The organism is Bradyrhizobium sp. NDS-1, from assembly GCF_032918005.1.
Lineage (GTDB): Bacteria > Pseudomonadota > Alphaproteobacteria > Rhizobiales > Xanthobacteraceae > Bradyrhizobium > Bradyrhizobium tunisiense.
Genome location: NZ_CP136628.1, coordinates 2155066 through 2174426 on the forward strand (window position 1 = coordinate 2155066; position 19361 = coordinate 2174426).

Consider the following 19361-nt stretch of genomic DNA (forward strand, 5'->3'; position numbering starts at 1 on the left):
TAATATCGCGCGCTTCCGCGTCGGCGCGCTAGCGTCGGCTCCAGTAGAGCAAAGCGCCAATGCGGCACAAGGGTAGTCCCGCCGATTTCCTGCGGCGCATGGGACTTTTCCGGCGGATTTCGACTTACCATCTGCCACTTACGGTCATTGCCGTGCTGTTCGATGTGCTAAGCGCTGGACGTCGGCGCAGACTTTCCGCCAACCGCAAGCCCGATATCGATGACCGGACAGAATCAACCATCTTCCCTCTACGCCAGGCGCGGCGCGAGTTCGCTATGGCGGATCATGGTCGAGGCCATCCGCAAGGATATCATCGGCGGGACGTATAAGCCGGGCGAACGCCTACCTACAGAAACTGAGCTAGCGGCGATCTTCGGCGTTCACCGCAACACCGTGCGCCGGGCATTCGCGGTGCTCAAGGAGCGCGACTATGTGCGCATCGAGCAGGGACGGGGTACCTTCGTCAAGGAGCGCGTTGTCCACTCCCGATTGGGTGCGCGGACCCGTCTGAGCACGACCGTGCGCGACATGCACAGGATCAGCGAGCGCCGGTTCGTCGGCTCCGCGCGGGTTCGCGTCGACAGGGATCTTGCGCGCGACCTCCGTGTGCCACTGGCCCAGTTCGCACGCAGAGTCGATACGCTGACGCTGATCGATGGTATTGCCGCCTCGATCTCGTCGAGCTATTTCCCACTGCCTCGATTCGAGGGAATCGAGGCGTTGATCGAACAGACGGGCAGTCTCACGGAATCCTGGAACCACTTTGGCATCGTCGACTATCACCGATTTGAGACGCGGATTTCCGCGGGTTTATTGTCACACACCGATTCCCTTCTGCTTGCGCTGTCGCGACGGCAACCGGTCATACTCATGACCAATATCAATGTGGCCGTTGACGGCGTTCCGATCGTGGTCACAAGAGGTCGAATGGCACCGCAACACATGGAAGTTGTCATTCGATTCAGCGAGTGACCAAGTGACCCGTATTTTCGGCTGAGAGGATGTTTGCCACTTTCATACGAGCCGGCATTGGCAATGCAGATCCGTCGTTCTTTTCTAGACCAGAGAAGCGGCGGTGCTTCACGAGACTGCTTGCATCTGCGCTATCTCGCGGCTGCCGTTTCCTGTGCCAAACCATTTTTGTGGGCGAAAGCGGTGCCCAGCAGACGGCGCAATCCATCTCTCGACTCATTCAAGCGGCGTCGTGTCTAAAGGATGGCATAAAGGAATTCCTCTCCTTAGCGTGGGACGAGTGAGATTTTCCTGCCAAATCATAAGCGACTCACTCAGCTAACGTAGCAAAACTGTCCAAGCCGGAGTCAGCAGGCAGTCACGGGCAAGGAGCCGACTAGCGTTACTATTTTTATTTATTTAAGGCTGGCGCGCGACGCTGTACGAGGCTTCGTTCGGTTGCAAGAGGCTAGGTCCCTCGATGATCAGAACTACCCGATCATTGCCAAGCGTTTCTGTATTTCGGCGTCCGCGGGTCTTCTTGGTCGCATCGGGATCATCGTGCGACAGAGTCTGGCATTTCGGAGTCCTGGACGCTATCGCCGGCTCGAGATGCGCATTTCCGTAGACCAACTGTATCGCCGAACCTCGCACTGCCACGCCGGTGAGTACAGATGATCCGGATGACCAACATCAATTTCGACTCCTTCGATCGCGGCCTCAACCGCCCGAATGGTCCGACAACACGTGGAGGGATGATTCGCTTCAGCGAGTGATTAACCGAGGCCCGGAGCTTTGTTTCGGCTGAAGGTACGTTTGGCGAATTCATCCAAAAACTGTCAGCGCAGTTTCAGCGAACCGACATCGACAATTTAGATGTTGAGTTCATCTTCCCAGGCAGAACGCTAGTCGAATTTGACGTGAGACCTCGCCTACCAGTGGTCGGTCTTACGGGAGACCATCCCTGCGCTCGCCGAACGCTTTGGAGCCCTAGTCTCGCTAGGAAACCGAAAACGTACAGTCAACGATTGCGTCTTTTTGAATGGAGACTTTTGTGCCGAAGAAGGTAGCCAAGCGAAACTCGAACGCGAAAACGTGCCATCTAGCGTCAACCTTACGACCGTTATTAAATATCGGCTGTATGGGGCACTCGGACCCGGCTTCTAGATCCGCCGAGATCGAGCCGTGCTCTGCCCCGAATGGGCCGATCCATGGCGAGCGTGCGCGGTACATAAGGGCGATCAAACAGGTTGTCTTGACTTCAGCGGCAGCTGTCATCGCGTTGAGTAGCGCACAAGCAGCTGACCTTCCCGTCAAAGCAAAAGCGATCGAGTACGTGAAGGCCTGCTCGCTGCATGGTGCCGGATTTTACTACATTCCGGGGACCGACACTTGCATCAGACTCGGCGGATACCTGCGTTTTGACACAACTCTCTTGCCGAACGGCGTAACCGGCGCGCCCGGAGCTAACAACCGCCTTAGTAACTACTACAGCATGCGGTCTCGTGAGGCCCTTGACATCGATACGCGTACCGCGACCGAGTACGGCGTCGTTCGGACCTTCTTCGAAGGCCTGCTCCAGTGGACCACTGGTGGCTACGCCGGTGCTGGCGCTCCCTCTGGCGGTGCCACCACGTACTCCGGTGACACGGCCGCAGGCGGTTACCTCCAGGTGTACCTCGCCTTCATCCAGTTCGCCGGCTTCACCTTCGGTCAAACGCAGTCGCAATTCAACACACCCTGGACCGAGTATCCAGCGAACATCTTCGAGCTGCCGGGCAGCGGCGGCGGAGATGCCGTCAATCAATTCACGTATACAGCCGACTTCGGTCAGGGCATCACCGCTTCCTTCTCGGCCCAGGATCAGGTCGCCAGATACACAACCAACATCTGGAACGTGAGTGCCGCGACGCCGGTAGGTCTCGCAACCGGCGCGTACGGTGCCAGCGACATCGGGGGATCGCGAGCTCCAGATCTCGTTGCTATGCTTCGCGTTGACCAAGCTTGGGGCCTCTTTCAGGCGTCGGTCGCAGCGCATGACAACCATGCCGCATATTATGGCGCGGCCGAGCCAACTGGTCATCCAGCCGACAAGTGGGGCTGGGCTGGGCAATTGGCCTTGTCGATCAAGAACCTCCCGACCGGGCCGGGTGACACCATCAATGTGAGCGGCATGTATGCCAATGGCGCAAGCCGCTATGGGTTCAACAGCTATATGTCGACGACTTACGCGAGATACGGCAGTACCGGAGGAACAGGTGCTTACCAAAGTCTCGGGATTGGCGGTGTGTCTGACTCCGTCTTTGTCGCCGGTGCCGGTCAGGAGCTGACCACGGTCTATGGTTTCAACGGTGGGTACACCCACAACTGGGATCCACATTGGGCCACCAGCCTCTACGGAGCGTGGGCTGCTGTCCGGTATGACAGCAGAGCGAAAGGTTACGTCTGCGGCGCATTCGTAGCAGGTCTCGCGCTATCGAGCGGCGTTGCCGGTTGCAACCCCGACTTCAACTACGCAGTTGTTGGTGCACGCGCAATCTGGACCCCGGTCAAGAACCTGTCCTTCACAGCCGAGCTTGCTTACAACATGCTCGATCAAAAGTATGCAGGCGGAAGCACTGTAACGCTGCCGCCCCAGTCAGGTATTGCCAAACCGGGTGCTGCTTATGAGCTGAAGGACCAGGGCGCCGTGAACATCCTTCTGCGCGCACAGCGGAATTGGTGAAATCCGTTCAACCAATGCCTACCCCGACCCGAAGTCCAGGAGGATCACATCCGTCGTGACGACCTGCAAAATATGGTGCCCTTCAAGCAGACCGCCGAAGGGCCGATGCCGGCAACGGTTCGCGACGTGACGAGCCTTCCGAAATCCTGATATCGACGATTGGCCGTCCTCCCTTCGGTGCGAGGACGGCCAAGGACCTCCATATAGAAAGACATATATAATGGCTCATGAAAGCTATTCGCCGGCCGAAATCCTGCGGTTGATCGACAATTCAGACGAGCGTCATTTCGTTGCCGAGCTCGAAACAGGCATTGTTACGCTCAGCCGCAATCGTCAGTATTTCAAAGGCTACTGCTTCTATTCCGCGAAACGGAAGGCACGCGAACTGCATGATCTTCCGATTGAGATTCGCACGAAGCACCTTCTGGAAATGGCGATGGTCGCTGAGGCAGTTCAGTTGTCCTTTGGCGCGAAGAAAATGAACGTCGCATTCTTCGGAAATTCGTTCGCTCACGTGCATTGGAACATCGTTCCCCGTTACGGCACGGATCCGCTACCTGAAGATTCGATCTGGACGCTGGACCACAAGTTGATCGAATCGCACTTCCTACCGGAACAAGAGTTTTCGGAGGTGAAAGCCACTTTGCGCGAGGCGCTTTCCAAGCTCTGCGAGCGCGACCGGATTCCGATCTCCTTCTCCTGAAGGCGCACCCTCGTCGTGCTCCCCCGTCATTGCCTTCCTCTAGAGTCTCCGATTGAGGCGTCCCTGACTGCGGTCCAGGCACCTTACGATCTCAATAACTTCCTTGCTCCTGCGGATTGAGATTCGCCACCGAGGTTTCGCGAACACATGTCCTAGAGCGAACCTAGCGATATTGCCGTCGCGGAGTATCGCTTGTGGGAGAGAGCAGTCTCTGCTCCGCTTCACAGATTCGAATTGTCGTCAAACCGGGAGGTGTTTGAGCTCATGAACCAGCCGTTTAAATTGGGCATTGATCTAGATAAGGATGGCCGTCAGGACGGCTATCTCAACGTGAGGACGACCAGCGAGCTATCGCCATTCGGATGTTCTATGGTTCCTGTCACATCCATACGCAACGGCGACGGCCCCTGCGTTGTGGTCATCGGCGGCTGCCACGGAGACGAATATGAGGGGCAGCTAATCGCAAGGTCGCTGCTTGGCACCCTAGAAGTCGAGGATGTTCGCGGCCAGTTGATCGTACTTCCCGCCGCGAATGCCGAGGCCGTTCGAGCCGGACGGCGCTTTTCCCCCCTTGACGACGGGAATCTGAACGCCGTTTTCCCCGGCAGGGAAAACGGCACGGCGACCGAGCGCATCGCGCACTTCATCGAGACGGTCCTGATGTCCCGCGCAGAACTTGTCGTGGACATCCATACAGGCGGTAAATCCATCGATTATTTCCCGTCGGCAATGCTTTCTGGAACCATCGATGGCGACAGGCGACGCCGCGTCGTGGATCTCACCAAGGCACTCGGACTTCCGGTCGCGTTTTTCGTCGATGAGGAAGATTACTCCCATTCGAGCATTCTCGGAGCATGCGACCGCGCCGGGGTCCTCAACATTTCTGCCGAAATCGGCGGAGGAGGATCAGTCAACCCGTCGACGCTGGAGCCGGCGCGCACCGGCGTCATGCGTCTGCTGCATCAGGCCGGCGTCCTTTGTGATGGCCCCTCGAACTCAGCTACCGAGGTCTCGTTCATGCGTCGCCTCCCGATCAGCTCAACCGTTCTCTCGCCAGCTAGCGGGCTGCTAGAGCCGCTCGTGCAACTAGGCGACTGGGTCACCAAAGACCAGTTGGCCGGCCTCCTGCATTCTATCGAAACACCGTGGTCCAGGCCGATCCCGGTTTACTTCGCCGAAACCGGGTTCGTACTCTGCCGTCGCCTGCAGGTTGCGACACAGATCGGCGATGGCCTCTTCAAGCTCGCGGTGCCGACGGAGGCGTAAGAAGCTCCCGCGGTTTCCTCTCATGTCAGCAATCACAGCAATTAACGGCATCGGAGTTTTCGAGCGATTGCTCACGCCGAACCGGATTGCCCCTTAACGGAACACCAATATGATGATCACCCGCAGAAGCCTCCTGGTGACCGGAGCCGTGTCGACAGCCGTATACGCCATGCCGGCCGTCATCAGAGCCGCCCAGAAAACGACCGTCACGATTTCGCAGGCCAATCCGACCTACCGAGCCCTTCTCTCCGAACTGACGACGCAATTCGAAACCGATAACCCCTCGAAGTCGATCAAATTCGTAGCTGACGGGGACAACTGGGGCCCGTTATTGAACAGCACGATCCGAGGTTCTCTTGTGAATTCCTTGCCGGACGGCTCCTGGCAAGCCCTGACCTATGCGCGGTTTCTCGCCAACAGAAAGATCGCGCAGCCTTTGAACAAGCTCTTCGGCGGCGACACTGGGAGTTTCGAAGTGCTGGGACTTTCGAAGACGATGATCGATGCGGCAAGCGTGAATGGCGAAGTCTTCAGCGTCCCGTTCGGGACGACCATTCCCGTCATCTACTGCAACATGGACCTACTTCGTAAGGCGGGTTACTCGAATCCGAAACCTCCAGCATCCTGGGACGAAATTCATGAAGTCGGTCTCAAGGTCAAGGGTCTGAACGAGACGGTCAGCGGCGGTTTCATCGAATACGAGGCCAGCAACGCCTGGATGTTCCAGACCCTAATATCGTCCTACGGCGGCGAGATGATGAACCCGGTACGGAACGCAATTGCCTTCGACGGCTCGGCAGGTCTCCAGGCGCTTACCACTCTTGCGCGCTTTGGTGAAATCGTCAGGACAGATATGTCCGCGGAGCAGGCTCGCCAGGCGTTCAAGTCGGGTAGCACTGCCATGCATATTCAGTCCGCAAGCGGCATGACTTCGACGGCGAAGGCGGTGGCCGGGCATTTCGAACTGGCCATCGCCCAGATTCCTGTCGAGCCTCAGGGCCGACTGGCCGGAGCTGGTCATGGTTTCTTCATGTTCACCAAAGATCAGGCCAAGCAAGAGGTCATGTTCGATTTCATGAAGTTCGCCGCCAGCAAAAAGGGCCAGATGATACTGGCGAAGAATAGCGGGTACATGCCCATCAATCTTGTGGCTCTCAAGGACGCCGTATTCCTCGACGAGTATCTGAAGATTAACCCGCTGCATCGGGACATCGTAGAACGGCTTGCGGTGACGGGGGACCAATTCTCATTCCCGAGCGACAACACGGCCAAGATCGTAGAGATGATTTCCGATCAAATGCGCAGTGTTTTGTTCCGGGGCAGCAAACCGGAGGAAGCACTACAGAACATGGCAAGCCAAACCAAGAAGCTCCTTGGATAATTGCAAAGCTGCAAGCATAGTCGGTCGGCGACTCCGTTGATCGTGCCCCTAAAGATGGTGAAGGTGACAGCGGCGGTCCCAGTGCTTCTTCGGCATGCCCGGGAGGGAGTCAGCTTGCCGCAGCGAGCAAGTTGATGATGAGATCATCGCTATTTGAGTCTTGGTCTCGAGGGTTATATATCGCGACCGCTGAATGGTCACTCGTGGTTTGCCCCAAGAAGCAGTGCCGTAAGAGGCAGTTCGCATAGGATTTTCAAGATGCACGACTATTCGTAAAATCTCCTCCGCAGAGCGTCTATCTTGATGGTTGGACCTCCGCCGCGTTCTGCGGCCAGAACTGAAGTTCCAACGCGTTCACAGGCGGCGAAGAGACTTCCCGCATTGTAATCCTCCTTGTCCAAAACGAATGTCATTGGCGTTCCAAAGATCTGGACAAGTTCAATGAGCCTATCCTGCTGTGTTGTCTCGGCCAATCATCGCGCAACACCTATATTTAACGCTACGTCCTCCCGAGTGCGTGTCCACGACGAGTGGCGCCCGGGGTAACGAGGCCGTTTCGATAAAATGGGCGAGGACTTGAGTAGGCATTCCAATTGACAACACAGGGAAAGCGGCATTTCGAGTCCTCCATCAAATGGCGAGACGTGCGATCCGGGGTAGACCGTAGGGGCCCAGGGCCATTCAAACTAGAGGCAATGATGACATCGATTATCGCTTTGTCGCTAATGTCACTTCGGTCACGTGAGGTTGACGCAGTAGACCTTCCTGCGAGTATCGCTCAAATAATTCGGTTAGCTTTTCGGCAACGGCTTGCTTGCCAATCGCCGAGGCAGATCGCTGCATGAGGCTGGACGAGAAACTCAGTGCAAGGAAGTGTGAAAGGTCCACATCAAAATCCCAATTCCAATGCCGAACGTTCACGTCTGCGAATCGGAGGTCAGCATCGAGCTCGCTGTAAAAGTCGATCGTCGAGTACGTTCCAGCCACGGTTGTGAAGGTGCCTCTGCGATATTCTGGAATGCACTGTTCTACGAATTCGTGGTATTCGGCAAGCGCCGGGCTGTCCCAGTATCGGTGTCGATTGTGAACAAGCGCCAACATCCCATCTGGGAGCAATGTGCGCGCGACCTCGGTGTAGAACATCTGTCTATCAAACCGGTGGGCCGCTGTAGCTGCCGCGATGGCAGACACAGACTTGTCTGGAAATGGCAGCCGCTCAGCTGGTGCAATGCGGAACGTGATTTGCAGATCGTGGGGCGCTGACTTACCAGCAATCTGGATCATGTCTGCGTTCGGCTCAACTCCAATAACGGAGAGCCTTCCCTGCGCTTCCGCGGCGAGCACCCTTGTGAAAATTCCTGTGCCGCTTCCCACGTCCACAATAGGGGCGTCGAAGCGTTTGTTGGTGACGTGATCAATGATCACACTCGCAACTTCAGCGGGATAGCTGGGTCTATAAAGGTCATAGCTTTCGCCCTCGCCAGTGAACTCGGACCAGGGGGTCTCAAAATTGGGAAATTTGGTAGTCATCGTAACCTTTCAAAAATCTCCGAAAGCTATGCTCTGATAAGTTTGCCGATAATCGACAGGCCGTTGCGAAGTTGGTCGTGATCGGCGGCGACCCCAAGTCCGATCCGGACTCTTGTGCTGCCTAGAGACGAACCAACGGCGAAGGAATCTCCAGCCCCGACGACAACACCTCGTTGCTTCGAAGCTTCGACAAAATCATTGAGGCTTAGGTGGTCGGGCAGTTTGATCCAGAGGTGGTAACTTGCCGGATCGATATCGAATGGCATGCCGAACGCCTCTTCCGCGATATTCCGTCGGCTTTTCGTTTCGAGGCGCACTGAATTTATAATTTCAGATGCCACGCCAGTCGTTAGCCAATGGGTCGCGATCTCCGCGATGAGAGGCGCAACCATCCAATTTGTCGTTCTAACCCCAGGCCAAAATACCCTCTGCGTCATCGCTAAACTTGGACCCGCAACGTAGGCGACCCGAAGCTGACAAGCCAAGGATTTGCTGAGACCCGAGATGTACCAGCTGCGTTCGGGCGCATACGCAGAAAGGGGGGGAGGAGCGTTCTGCGCAAGGACGCCATAGATGTCGTCCTCAAAGATCGAAAGATTATGACGGCGCGCGATCTTCGCGATTTCTTGTCGCCTCGTCTCGGTCATAATCGCTGACGTGGGATTGTGAAGAGTAGGCATGCAGTATAAGGCGCGCGCCTTCCCCTTGAACTTGTTGCACGCACGATCAAGGCTTTCAGGCTCAATCCCCTCCGCATCAATTGAGATGCCATACAAAATTACTCGAAATAGATGCGACAGTGGTTTGATCGCAGGATAGGTAAGTGCCTCCGTAAGGAGCACGCCACCTGGTTTAACATAGTACGCAAGCAACATAGCGAGGATGCTCTGCGTGCCGTTAGCGAGCACTATTCCCTCCGGATCCGGCGTTCCTTCAAGTCGCCGTGCGAGCCAGTTGGCACCGGCTTCACGATCCTTCGCTGTGCCGTTGAAACGAGGAAATCGAATAGCCTCTGCAATATTCGTCTTCGCAAGATAGGAAAAGGACTCCTGGATTGCAGTCCCGACAAGCGGACTCGGAGGCGGAAAATTGCGTCCGAAGTCGATGAGCCGTGCGGAAGCCTGTGCAACTTCGCTAACGTTTGAAAGATCGTCCATTTTTCCCTCCCTGGCTTGAAAGCCACAACGATGTTCGATCGGCTTAACGGGCAATACCTGCGACAGTTGCCAGCGCGATCGAGCCGGCGATTGCAAAGCCCGTCGCGATCGGCACCGCAATTCCACGAATGGCTGGGACGCGGATTGCTGTGTTCACGTGTAACAGCGCGAGTATGATGAATGCTGCCGCAACAATCGTCGGAAAAACATCGTCCGATAACAACGGGCGAGCGAGCAGCAGGATAGTAAGGATTGGCGTATCGTACGAAACTGGAATGCCAATAAATCGCGCGTCAGATGTGAGTCCTACATTTTCGAAATAGCTGAGCCTGATCGCGCCCGCCAATACCAGCGCCAAGCTCGCGACGAGCGAAAGCATCGTGCCTTGACCAAGAAGGATAACGATCGTGGCCGGGAACACAACGCCATGAATGAGATCGGCAAATCCATCGAAGCTTTTCCCGAACTCCGCCACACCTGGACGGCGAAGATGCCGCATCTTCCGGGCAACATGCCCATCCCAATGATCCAGAAACCAGGTCCAGAGCATTGCCGCAACGCCGAGCTCTATCTTGCCGTTTAAGGCCAGGAACAGCCCGATGACGGCAAACAGATAGGCGAGGGCGGTGATGGCATTTGCATAGTCACGCAGATACCCGATCATCGCCTTGCTCCCGTCAGCGGGATGGAACTCGCCACGGAAACTGCCCGGCCCATCGACGGCGCGAAAATCTTCTCCGCTAGGCGCAGATCATCTTTGCTATCGATTTCGAACCAGCGGGTATCGCTGCAATCCGCCGCTGAAAGCTGCAGCTCTCGCTGCTCGACAAGCCGTGCGAGGACCTGCTCAACATAGGCCGTACGATGCCCGCTTTCCACAGCCTGGTGCAATGCTGGCACCACCTGTTCGCGCGAGGCGTCCGCGGAAAAGCGCGTCAGGTTGATGGTCTTGAAGAGACCCCTGGCCTGGGCCTCGACGGGCGTCTGGTTCATGACGAACGCGACGACAGAACCATCGTCAGCCAGCTCGACGGCGGAACCACTCATTGCTGCGTTGAACGCCGCCACAGCCGCCACGCTCTGCTTGGTAGATGAGACCGTTCGAAGTGTTCTTTCGAGGACTTCGCGCTCAAAGAACACATCGCCTTCGAGAAAGACGGCGTCGCCGGCAAGCATTGTATTTCGCGCTAGCCATAAGGAATAGGCGCTGCCGGTCCGATCGAAGATGGGATTGTGGACATACTCGATGTCGACCTCCTCGAACCGATGGCCGCAGGACTGTTCGATGGCTTCTTCGCGATAACCCACGACGATGGTTGCTTCGCGAGCCCCGAGCTCAGACAACTGATGCAGCGCGTTGTGCAGCATCGGGGTTCCGTTCACCTCCACCAAAGGTTTCGGAACAAATTCCGTGTAGGGGCGCAGCCTGGAGCCCATTCCTGCGGCAAGGATCACCGCCCGTGTACCATTGAGCATTTTGAAACGTCCTTCCGGCAAGCTTCAAGCCGTTGCTTGCCTGGTCTTCAGGCTGTTCAGGGTCTCGACGACGCGTTTCAGTCCCGTCTCCAGCAGGTCTGGTGGAGCACCGAAACAGAGACGCAGGCCATTCACGTCGCCAAAGGTACCGCCGGCAACGGATCCCACATCGGCTTCCTCCAGGAGCAATCGTGCAATGTCGTCGGTGGATCGAAGGTGGCCGCTGGCCGGCAAAGCTGAGACAAGCCTACTGAGATCGAGATAGAAGAAGAACGAGCCGTCGGCGCCCGGCAAGCTTACGTCCTGCAGACCAGAGAGGATGCGAAGGCCATTGTTGCGAGCGTCGGACAGACGCTCATGCATCTTTCGTTCAAAACTGCCGTCGCCAACTTGAAGGTGATGCAGGATGGCGTGCTGTGCGATTACATTGGCATTCGAGGTCGTATGGCTTTGCAGCTTCTTGGCCGCGGAAACGATCTCCGGCGGAGCTGCGAAGTAACCCAGGCGCCAACCGGTGATCGCCAGCTCTTTTGAGAAGGCGTTGACCAGGATAGTCCTTGAACGGACGCCGGGATGCGCCATGACGATCGACTCATGGCGCGAACCGGTGAATACGAAGCTGGAGTAGCTTTCGTCGGAAACGATCCAGAGCTGATAGTTGATCGCGAGATCGCCGATAGCTTGTAGAGTCGTTCGATCATAGACTGCGCCGGTCGGATTGTTCGGCGAGTTAATGATAACGGCTTTCGTGCGCGGGCTGACAGCGGCGCGAATTGCGACAATATCAGGAGTATATGTCGGGGGGCGAACGTCGACGAACACGGGCTTTGCGCCAGCGAGAAGAACCTGGGACGGGAATGTCGGCCAGCAGGGGCGAATGATGATGACCTCATCTCCAGGATTGAACACCGCCAAGGCAGCGTCGAGCAGGCCCTGCTTTGCACCCGCAGTGATAGCGATGTTATCCGTATTCCAGTCGATGCCTGTTTCCGCAGACAGCTTTGCGGCAACGGCGCCGCGAAGCGGCGTCAGGCCGATGGAATCGGTATACCGGTTCGCCCCGGCATTGATGGCGGCAATCGCTCCTTCGCGCACGGATGATGGTGGCTCGATGATGACTTCGCCGTCGGCCAGATCGATGATCTGACGGCCGGTCGCGGCAGCTATCTTAGCCGCCTCACGGGCGGCGGCAGTGCCCGAAACTGGCAGCAAAGACATCCGTTGCGCCAACATCTGCGCTCCTCCTGCATCGATGGTCGAATTTGTTACGGTGATCGCAACCGCTTCGCCGCCGGTACGCGATCTGCCTCGGCGGATATCACTCTTCCGATCGACAACCGCGTCGTAGCCAAATGGGGCTTTAGAGTTCATTGAGACCGGCGACCTCTTCATCGCGCCAAGATGCCCTTCATGCACTTACAAGGAGGGGCGCGGTTGGAGCAGACCTGAGCACACAGTATTTTGGAACCGAGGAGCCAACGCATCGATCGCGGCCGTCGGCCAGAACAGATTGTGAGTGAGTCTGCATGCTGAACTCCTTGCAGCTGATGTTTGCGTAGCCCGATGCTCATCCGACAAATAGTTTGCTCCCATCAGTAGATCAGATACTAACGTTGGTAGTTGACCCGAGCGCAAACATAAGTCGTTAGAATTGAGACGAGAGTTGCGGCTCTACGGTGCTCGGAGTCGAGCAGCTCTAGACTTGCCCTTGGCGATGGCTTCTATCATTTGCAAACATGTCGATGCACGAGGCGCTTGAAACATGCCGCAGTCTGATCGTGAGAGTGCCGCCCGCTCTACCGACGATGCTTATTGAGCTCAGAGTGGTGCGGATAAGCGATGCATCGACGTGAACGACCTCAGCGGTGGCGATCTTCGCCTTGAGACGCGCCCCGACCGTCCGCTTGAAGATCATGCGGTGGCGCTCTGCACCCCACCGCTCGCGGATGCGTATCAAGCTGGAGTGGTCGGGAAGAGCGTCATGCGGTCCGTAGCCGACGAACCATCGGATGGCGACATTGACTTGAGCCTCCGATCGTCGAGGATGCCCAGTGACAGCCCAGCGAGCATCAACCGTACAGCGACTTCCGGATAATCGCCCGGCCATCGCCGAAGAAATAGCAGTGAGACTTCGTGGTGTAGCCCAGAAGAATAGAGTACGCGATCAACCCGAACCGCCACTGGTCGTCGGGCATTTGCTGGCGAAGCGCGGAGGTGACGAACAGCTCTAGCTGATTCTGTTCCTTCCCAGCATATGGCGCCCCTCCGACCGCGACTCACAAGGAAAACGGAATCAGTTCGCGCGAACTCTTTCAACAACCTCCACTCGGCAGCGCTGTCACGTGGCGTTCAGCACCTTGGCGGCGGCCTTATGCCCTCGTGGGCGTCCGAGATTCACTAGCTTGAGGGCCGCGCAGACCCCGCCTCGCGAGCCTGCGCAGGACGCCATCCGGGGATGGGCCGACATCCACGTCCCCGGACTTCGCGCCGGCCATCACTGTACGCCGATCGCGACGATCCCCGCGACCGAGACAATGCGCCCCTGCTGGCGCACCTTCACGTAGGTGGCGTCGATCCACAGAGAGAGCCCTCGCCCTCGACCGGACGGGCGCGGAACGCCCCGTCAACTATCAAGCCTGCTAATTGATCTAGATGTCAGAAAAGCCGAGTGATGCCGATTGAAGGTTGGGCTGCTCTGTCGGGTTGCTCAACCGTCGCTCCTGGGGTGTTCGGCATGAAACGTCAACCACAATCTGTACTCGCCAACGGTCCTGATCGATGCACCGCATCCTCGCCCGCAGAAATGCTGCGTGCACAGGTTTGCTCCAATCTTGAACTCTCCTTCCTCATGGAAGCGCATGACGGCCTCTCCGCTGCGATCGCCGAGCGGGCAGGGTTCAAAGGTCTCTGGGCGTCCGGTCTTTCAATTGCCTCCTCTCTTGGGTATCGTGATGTCAACGAAGCGTCATGGTGCCAACTTGTCGATGCAGTCGAGCGGATCGTGGACTCGAGCAAACTGCCTGTTCTGGTTGACGGCGATGGCGGCTTCGGGAATTTCAACAATGCACGCCTCCTTGCCCGCAAGCTCCGTCAACGAGGCGCTGCCGGCGTTGCGCTGGAGGACAGCTGCTTTCCGAAGATGAACTCGCTCATTGGCGATCGTCACCCCCTCGCCGATATCCACGAATTCTCCGGCCGCCTGCGGGCAGTTAAGGATACAGTCGCGGAAGACTTGGTCCTCGTGGCCCGGATCGAGGCGTTGATCGCGGGGCATGGAATGGACGAAGCCATATTACGCGCTCACGCTTACGCAGACGCGGGTGCGGACGCGATCCTGATTCACTCGCGAAAGAGCACCGCGGACGAGGTTCTTTCCTTCACGCGCACCTGGCAAAGCCGATTGCCCGTCGTGATCGTGCCAACGACATACTATCGAACACCAGTCTCTGCGTATCGTAATGCCCGCATCTCAACAGTGATCTGGGCCAACCACTCAGTGCGAGCTGCAATAGCGGCAATGCAGCAGATCTGCCGTCGTATCATTGCCGAAGAAGGCGTTGCCGGTATCGAGCCCAATATTGCGACGCTCGATGAGGTCTTCGAACTGTTGAGGTATGACGAACTTGCCCGCGCGGAAGCGCGCTATCTTCACCCTCTTGACTGAGGGCGATGACCTCTCATTTAAACGCAAACAAACTCATTCTCGAAGGACCACCGCCATGCAATCGGCCGCCTTACTGGTACGCTCCACCGTAGTTTTCAGTGAAGCACAGGCGTTCCCTCCCAAAATCAGATACGCTATAAACGGGCGCGACAGCTCTTGCGCGGCTGATCCGAACATGCTGCAGATCTACGGGCTCATTTCCTCTCTTGAAGAGGCGCCAACGGGGACGGTGATCCGTCTTCCTCTTCAAGAAAGCTCGTAGACTCCACACCGCAACTTCAACCACAAGTAACATTTGAGACCGACGGATGTTAAGGCAAGGGACAGTTCTGCTCAACTCTTCGGGCACCGTCGCCAACGTGACAGATCTGCGTGGCGACGCCGTTCGCAACGTGTTCTCTTGCAGTATGCGCCGCTGGCGCAAGCAACTGACCCGGCTAGGGTTGATTGGGACCATAGTTGTCGCCTCAGCTGCGGCTGGCAGTGTCACCGATGCGAACGCGGGAGACGAGGCGAAGGCTGCCATGCAAACCCAAATCGGCTGGGTGCAGCCGCGGGTTCCCGCATGTGGCGAGACAACCCAAAAATTTGGCTCCAATGATCCGGACGATCCCGTCGATGACACCGTCAACAAGATGATCACCAAGTGGCTGGCGGCCGGCAACAAGGCCGCTTGGAAATCCAGCTTCGGTCTGGATAGGCGCTCTCTTGCCGACGCAGAGTCCGAAATCGACACCTCCGGTTACGGGAAGGATCTCTTCCTGACCGGCCCCGAAGCCAAGACCCGCGGCATCGATCCGCATCGGAAGCAAATACTGCCGCACCGCGGTCTGTTCGATAATTCCAAGGGCATTCTCGAAAACACCATTTCAGCCGCCGACAACGCGCTTAAGCACGGCTTCCACCGTGTCGAACTCGATCTTCGCGCGGATAAGAGCGGCCATGCCTGGATGATTCATGACAGTACACTCGGGCGGGTTACCGGCGATCCGAACAATTGCCTGATTTCGGATGTCCCTACCGAGGAAATCAAGAACATGAACCTCTCGATATGGAATCCCATCAATAATGAACGACTTCCGGCGCTTGACCGCCACGGCAATCCGCAACAGATGGAAGACCTGCAGAAGATCATCGATTACGTTCGCGAGAAGAATAGAAGCGGCGATGAGTTCAACGTTATCATCGACCCCAAGGACGAGGTATCGACGATCGCAGCAATCAAGGCGCTGTCGGCGCTTGAGAATGCTGACGTGCGGAGGCACCTCGGCATCAAGATCTATTCGACCTATGTGCCGATTACCGACCGCGACGTTGCGCGCTGGGAAAATAAGACAACCAAAGTACTCGATGCGTTGGTGCAGGCCAATGTCCCGGTCCAGCTGAACAACAGACTCAATCTGATCCCGGTCCTCATCAAAGCGGAAAACGTCCAGTCGCCTCACATCGATAAAGACCAGGTCACCCAGGCCGGCGATTGGCTGACCTCCTTCGATAGGCTGGGCAATCTCACCATGGTGGAAATCTCCCGTTTCAAGGGAACCGACAACTTCGACAAGATGAATCAGGTGACCGCGAAATTCCAGGCAGCGGGCAAGAAGTTCGCCAGTACGCCTGTCACGGCGTCCTATATCTCGGAAGCGTTCTCCGTTAACGGGCAGAAGTTTTACTATAGTGCTCAGGGCGTGCCGATCACCCTGCCCGGCCGTCCCGACATGGAGTTCCGCGCCACTTTCGGCGCGCTTGAGCCCTATGCCGACGTGCTGCTGTCCGACAATGTTTATTTGGAGACGCTCTATGCCACCGGCTATATCACTGAGGGCAGCCATGCGGATTATGCCTTTCCGATAGATGCCCACTACAACCCGGCATCCATTATCGCCGCACCGAAGGTTATCAGTGACAAGCCGAGCTGGATGAGCGATCCACGTCATCGGTGAGCCGATGGCCGATGGTGATCTGCACCACGATTGTTGCACGCCCCCTGCAGAAAGCTGCGAAGGGATATGATGAGCTGGCCAGTCGAAGAAATCCAAACATGAAGCCCTGCAAGAGTAGGACCGCGTCAGTTGGCGGCCCGCCATCGTGAATCGGCGGACGAGACAGCGCTTGACCTCCGCCTGCCGCATTCACGCAGAAGCACGTAGTGCTAAGCTCGTGCATGAGAGCAAAAAGCAGCAACCAGTGTTACCTAACCATCACATCGTTCCGTCGGCTGCCGAACGATCGCCTGCTTCTTGGCATAAAGGGCATCCGCGCCGTGTGCAGCGGTGCCGTTCAGTACATGGCGACGTCGGGGAATACTCGCCGCGTCTGGCCGGCTCTCCTGTTCGCGCAGATGCGTGAGGAGCGACACGACATGAACGTGATCACATCAGAACGCAATTCCCTGATCTCGGAAACTTGGGCTCCGAGGTGCGTCAGCCGATACCGGCCAGGCCCGGACAGCGCGAGCGCTACGATTATGAGTACCGCCGCAACGGCACCGTCAATCTCTTCGTTAACTTCGATCCGCATCGCGGCTGGCGCAACGTCAAGATAGCAGGCCGCCGCGCCGCCGTGGACTACGCTCACTGCATGCGTGAACTCGTCGACGTCCATTATCCCGATGCCGCCAGTATCCGTGTCGTGCAGGACAATCTGTCGATCAGTCCGCCGGCGCGCTGTATCAAGCATTTGCGCCCGCCGAGGCCCGTCGCATCCTGCGTCGCCTCGAATTCTACTACACACCGAAACACGTCAGTTGGCTCAACATGGTCGAGTGCGAGATCAGCGTGCTGCAGCGCCAGTGTCTCGGCCGCCGCATCGACGACGCCAAACGGCTCCGAAAAGAGATCGCAGCATGGCAACAGAAGCACGAGACCGCATCAAATGGATGTTCACAACCGACAAAGCCGGCGCCAAACTCGGCCGCGCATATCCAACCATCGCCAAAGAGTCAAAATTACTGTGATGAACCACTAGCTAGGTCCAGCGGGCTTTCATAGCGATCCTTCAAGAACCTGGCGGCGCGCTCATGGATTCCTAGTTTTGAGCCAACAACGCCGCATGGATTGTAGCTATCGACGCCTCAAGCCAAGCTGAATACGCCGGAGAAGACTGGCAGCTCATATCGGGCGACAATATTGTTGAAGCGAACATGGGTATCTATCAGCTCTTCGAGATCGAACGAGAATGGAATGCCCATTTGCTTTACGACGAACGGTGTCAACACCGTCGGAGCAGGTGCTACGCCGATCTTCGCCAATTCTTCCAATCCATTAATCGTGTTCTCTGCAGCCTCAATTCCGGCCAGAAGGCAGCTTCCGGCTCCGAACCGACCAAACACGTCGACTGCGTCGGCAAAGATCGCCATGTACTCTTCAAAAGTGTATTCGCCCTTCAGGCCACGGATATACTTTCTTCGCATTCCGGCATCGACGATATCGACCCCCGTGTTGAATCGCGAAACGCCAGCATCTCTCAGAACTGAAAGGTAATTTCTTCGCTTATCCCTGTCGTTTCGGATGCTCGGCGGAACCACCTGGGATACGTAAATATTCTTTGTATACCCCGCCTCTCTGAGCCGACGAGAGATTGTCGAATGTCGATCCAATTCGGTCTTCTCATCCTTGATGCTTCCAGTGCATAGCCAAACGATATCGTATTTGTCATCAAACGTGTGGCCATTCCTGTCCGCATAATTCAAACACTCCTGAAAATTGGCCTTGTAATTAGTATCACCTCCCTGAATGGCCAGCGCCTCCCACTCATTTTCTTTAAAACAGAACTCGCACGAATAACAGCAGTAAACATGATAATCGAACACGAAACTCCGGGCGCCATTCGCGCGCATCATACCGAAATTGTACATACCCGTAGGCGAGCGTTCGGGGTCAATATGTTGTCGACAACGGACTTGTTCAATTTCGTCGTTTATTGATGCAAAGAGGACCTCTCCGTCAAACATAAATGGCGAGTTCGAATTGATCCGTACGGTGATCTTTTTGACGAACTGCGGGCCAAATATCTCGATTTCGAGTCTCGGTATGATTTGCCCAAGAATTGGAAATGATATATCGGTCGTGAGAAGTTGAATTCCGTCTCTCAGTGCGCCAAGTCTGAAGACTTCCTCGATACGAACACCGTGCCTATTTTTGAGTGCAAGATCGAATTTTGCGATCCTCTTTTTCTGAATGCTCATGGCCGCACTCCACCTGCCGCAACGGATTCCTTAGATCGACCGAGCGCCATGCCTGCGACTTAAAATCCGTCACACGCCACGGCGGCCCCGATGAGATCGCTTGCTTTTGATGTCTGGGGCTTGGAGTGCTGCGGCTGCTTTCATGAAACGGCGACTTCCTTTGTCGAACTGCTTCAGCCCTGCATCCTTCCTCACTAATGATCAGAAAGCGATCATGCGCGCCAGGCGCGGATCGAGATTTGGTTGTGGATGCGCCATCAAGGCCGAGCAGGTGGATCAGCCGAAGCGCTGCGGCGAGATCAATCCGAGTATTCTGCAGTCCATC

Annotated in this window: 13 protein-coding genes and 3 pseudogenes; 8 read left to right on the plus strand and 8 right to left on the minus strand. The window is 56.6% G+C overall.

The annotated features are described in order from the left end of the window. The first annotated feature begins 219 nt into the window (after window positions 1-219). The 5 genes from phnF to RX330_RS10225 all read left to right on the plus strand — a co-directional run bounded on the left by phnF (window position 220) and on the right by RX330_RS10225 (window position 7026). Window positions 220-972, plus strand: a complete 753-nt coding sequence (gene phnF, locus RX330_RS10205) for a phosphonate metabolism transcriptional regulator PhnF (RefSeq protein WP_317242896.1) — start codon at window positions 220-222, stop codon at window positions 970-972. Between the two features lie 1210 nt (window positions 973-2182). Next, entirely contained in the window at window positions 2183-3676 is a 1494-nt protein-coding gene (locus tag RX330_RS10210; protein WP_317243876.1) for a porin, read from the plus strand. A 220-nt stretch (window positions 3677-3896) separates the two neighbouring features. Then, entirely contained in the window at window positions 3897-4379 is a 483-nt protein-coding gene (locus RX330_RS10215; RefSeq protein ID WP_317242897.1) for an HIT family protein, read from the plus strand. Between the two features lie 264 nt (window positions 4380-4643). After that, window positions 4644-5645, plus strand: a complete 1002-nt coding sequence (locus RX330_RS10220; RefSeq protein WP_317242898.1) for a succinylglutamate desuccinylase/aspartoacylase family protein — start codon at window positions 4644-4646, stop codon at window positions 5643-5645. Between the two features lie 109 nt (window positions 5646-5754). Next, window positions 5755-7026: an extracellular solute-binding protein gene (locus RX330_RS10225; protein ID WP_317242899.1), complete on the plus strand. Its 1272-nt coding sequence runs from the start codon at window positions 5755-5757 to the stop codon at window positions 7024-7026. 708 nt (window positions 7027-7734) lie between these two features. Here the strand turns inward: RX330_RS10225 and RX330_RS10230 are convergent. From RX330_RS10230 to RX330_RS10260, 7 genes and pseudogenes are all read right to left on the minus strand, one after another. Continuing rightward, complete coding sequence (locus tag RX330_RS10230; protein ID WP_317242900.1) at window positions 7735-8556, minus strand: class I SAM-dependent methyltransferase; 822 nt, start codon at window positions 8554-8556, stop codon at window positions 7735-7737. 26 nt (window positions 8557-8582) lie between these two features. Continuing rightward, window positions 8583-9713 carry a PLP-dependent aminotransferase family protein gene (locus RX330_RS10235; RefSeq protein ID WP_317242901.1) on the minus strand — a complete coding sequence of 377 codons (1131 nt, stop codon included), beginning with the start codon at window positions 9711-9713 and terminating at the stop codon, window positions 8583-8585. A 43-nt stretch (window positions 9714-9756) separates the two neighbouring features. Next, the gene (locus tag RX330_RS10240) at window positions 9757-10377 is read right to left on the minus strand and encodes a CDP-alcohol phosphatidyltransferase family protein (protein ID WP_317242902.1); all 621 of its coding nucleotides are present in this window, start codon (window positions 10375-10377) and stop codon (window positions 9757-9759) included. After that, entirely contained in the window at window positions 10374-11189 is an 816-nt protein-coding gene (locus RX330_RS10245) for a phosphocholine cytidylyltransferase family protein (RefSeq protein WP_317242903.1), read from the minus strand. The genes RX330_RS10240 and RX330_RS10245 overlap by 4 nt, the downstream gene beginning before the upstream one ends. 24 nt (window positions 11190-11213) lie before the next feature. Continuing rightward, complete coding sequence (locus RX330_RS10250) at window positions 11214-12422, minus strand: pyridoxal phosphate-dependent aminotransferase (RefSeq protein WP_317243877.1); 1209 nt, start codon at window positions 12420-12422, stop codon at window positions 11214-11216. 568 nt (window positions 12423-12990) lie between these two features. Next, window positions 12991-13414: pseudogene (locus tag RX330_RS10255) on the minus strand (transposase); the annotation flags it as partial. A gap of 116 nt (window positions 13415-13530) precedes the next feature. Next, window positions 13531-13811, minus strand: a pseudogene (locus RX330_RS10260) (transposase); the annotation flags it as partial. A gap of 181 nt (window positions 13812-13992) precedes the next feature. Here RX330_RS10260 and aepX point away from each other — a divergent pair. From aepX to RX330_RS10275, 3 genes and pseudogenes are all read left to right on the plus strand, one after another. Then, window positions 13993-14853, plus strand: a complete 861-nt coding sequence (aepX, locus tag RX330_RS10265; RefSeq protein WP_317243878.1) for a phosphoenolpyruvate mutase — start codon at window positions 13993-13995, stop codon at window positions 14851-14853. A 308-nt stretch (window positions 14854-15161) separates the two neighbouring features. Next, a complete protein-coding gene (locus RX330_RS10270; RefSeq protein WP_317242904.1) occupies window positions 15162-16793 on the plus strand; it encodes a glycerophosphodiester phosphodiesterase family protein in 1632 nt (543 codons plus the stop codon). 472 nt (window positions 16794-17265) lie between these two features. Beyond that, window positions 17266-17806 (plus strand): annotated as a pseudogene (locus tag RX330_RS10275) (IS630 family transposase); the annotation flags it as partial. A gap of 117 nt (window positions 17807-17923) precedes the next feature. Here the strand turns inward: RX330_RS10275 and RX330_RS10280 are convergent. Then, window positions 17924-19036: a hypothetical protein gene (locus RX330_RS10280; protein ID WP_317242905.1), complete on the minus strand. Its 1113-nt coding sequence runs from the start codon at window positions 19034-19036 to the stop codon at window positions 17924-17926. Between the last annotated feature and the right edge of the window lie 325 nt (window positions 19037-19361).

Coding starts and splice junctions, on each gene's coding strand:
- phnF (WP_317242896.1), top strand. CDS start 220: ATGACCGGACAGAATCAACCATCTTCCCTCTACGCCAGGCGCGGCGCG.
- RX330_RS10215 (WP_317242897.1), top strand. CDS start 3,897: ATGGCTCATGAAAGCTATTCGCCGGCCGAAATCCTGCGGTTGATCGAC.
- RX330_RS10220 (WP_317242898.1), top strand. CDS start 4,644: ATGAACCAGCCGTTTAAATTGGGCATTGATCTAGATAAGGATGGCCGT.
- RX330_RS10225 (WP_317242899.1), top strand. CDS start 5,755: ATGATGATCACCCGCAGAAGCCTCCTGGTGACCGGAGCCGTGTCGACA.
- RX330_RS10230 (WP_317242900.1), bottom strand. CDS start 8,556: ATGACTACCAAATTTCCCAATTTTGAGACCCCCTGGTCCGAGTTCACT.
- RX330_RS10235 (WP_317242901.1), bottom strand. CDS start 9,713: ATGGACGATCTTTCAAACGTTAGCGAAGTTGCACAGGCTTCCGCACGG.
- RX330_RS10240 (WP_317242902.1), bottom strand. CDS start 10,377: ATGATCGGGTATCTGCGTGACTATGCAAATGCCATCACCGCCCTCGCC.
- RX330_RS10245 (WP_317242903.1), bottom strand. CDS start 11,189: ATGCTCAATGGTACACGGGCGGTGATCCTTGCCGCAGGAATGGGCTCC.
- RX330_RS10250 (WP_317243877.1), bottom strand. CDS start 12,422: ATGTTGGCGCAACGGATGTCTTTGCTGCCAGTTTCGGGCACTGCCGCC.
- aepX (WP_317243878.1), top strand. CDS start 13,993: ATGCTGCGTGCACAGGTTTGCTCCAATCTTGAACTCTCCTTCCTCATG.
- RX330_RS10270 (WP_317242904.1), top strand. CDS start 15,162: ATGTTAAGGCAAGGGACAGTTCTGCTCAACTCTTCGGGCACCGTCGCC.
- RX330_RS10280 (WP_317242905.1), bottom strand. CDS start 19,036: ATGAGCATTCAGAAAAAGAGGATCGCAAAATTCGATCTTGCACTCAAA.